The sequence below is a fragment of the Stenotrophomonas sp. 05L44_2 genome (assembly GCF_056665995.1).
Genome location: NZ_JBFTNR010000982.1, coordinates 1 through 1,171 on the forward strand (window position 1 = coordinate 1; position 1,171 = coordinate 1,171).

The window sequence follows — 1,171 nt, forward strand, 5'->3', positions numbered from 1 at the left end:
GGCCCACCACTTCGATGTTGCTGCGCATGGCATGCAACGCCGACAGCTCGGGCATTTCCTTGCGGCAGGGCGCGCACCAGGTCGCCCAGAAATTCACCACCACCCACTTGCCACGATGCGCGGCCAGGTCGTAATCGCTGCCATCGACCGCCTTCATCTTCAGCGTCGGGAACTCGGCAGTGACACGTTCGGCGGGCGTGTCCTCCACCGGCGCCGGCGCGGCCGGGGTCGGTGCCTGTGCCGGCGGCTGGCTGCTGGCCGGGGTCGGCTCCTGCGCGGGTTTGCAGGCGGCCAGGGCCAGCAGCGCAGCCAGCAGCAACGGGGTCTTGCAGGTCATGGGGCGTCTCCAGAATCAGGGTAGATGTCGCTGACGCGACGCTTGAGGCGTTCACGCAGCGGCAGGCGCAGTTCATCCAGTGCGGCCAAGGCGGCCCGGCCGAGGCTGTCATCGCGGTAAGGCAGGTGTTGTTCGGCCACCGGAATGCGCAGCTGCGTGCATTCGTACAGATCGCCCAGGCTGACCTGGTCCAGGTCGCGGGCCAGCAGCCACTCGCCGCGCTCATCGCGGCGCAGCAGGCCGATGCCCTCCAGGTGGCAGGCCAGGTCCTGCAGCAGCGAGTCGGTCAGCATCGGTTCCAGCCGCAGGATCTCGTCGTCGGCCAGGCCCCTGCCCTTGGCGCGTGCGTGCTGGAAGCGCCCGAGCAGGCGCAGCAGGCCATAGAACTCGTAGCCCTGCGGCAGGCGCAGTTCCACCGGTTGGTAGCGGAAAGCCGCCATCGACGACGCCAACGACGCGCCCAGCAGCACGGCCACCCAGCAGAGGTAGATCCACAGCAGCAGGATCGGCACGAAGGCCACCGTGCCATACAGCTTCTGGTAGGACTGGAAGCTGCCCAGGTAGGCGCCGATGCCCCACTTCACCAGCTCCAGGATCACTGCGGCGAGAATCGCGCCCGGAACCGCATGGCGCCACTTCACGGTGTGGTGTGGCACCACCCGGAACATCAGGGTGATGCAGACGAATTCGATCAGGATCGGCGCCAGCCGCAAGGCGAGATCGGCCAGCCAGCGCCCCTCCTGCGTGCCGAACAACGGCATCGCGAACACCCGCGCCGACACCGCCAGCGATGCAGCGGCGAGCATCGCGCCCAGGGTCAGCACCGTCCAGTAG

The 1,171-nt window shown here is 68.1% G+C and carries 2 protein-coding genes; both read right to left on the minus strand.

Annotation, left to right across the window (positions count from 1 at the left end; all coding sequences use genetic code 11):
- The coding region (locus AC1VAN_RS22505; RefSeq protein WP_480986821.1) for a TlpA family protein disulfide reductase at positions 1-337 on the minus strand (337 nt) is incomplete at its 3' end.
- Positions 334-1,171: YhjD/YihY/BrkB family envelope integrity protein (locus tag AC1VAN_RS22510; protein WP_480986822.1), on the minus strand; the 838-nt coding region annotated here is incomplete at its 5' end. The genes AC1VAN_RS22510 and AC1VAN_RS22505, both read right to left, overlap by 4 nt.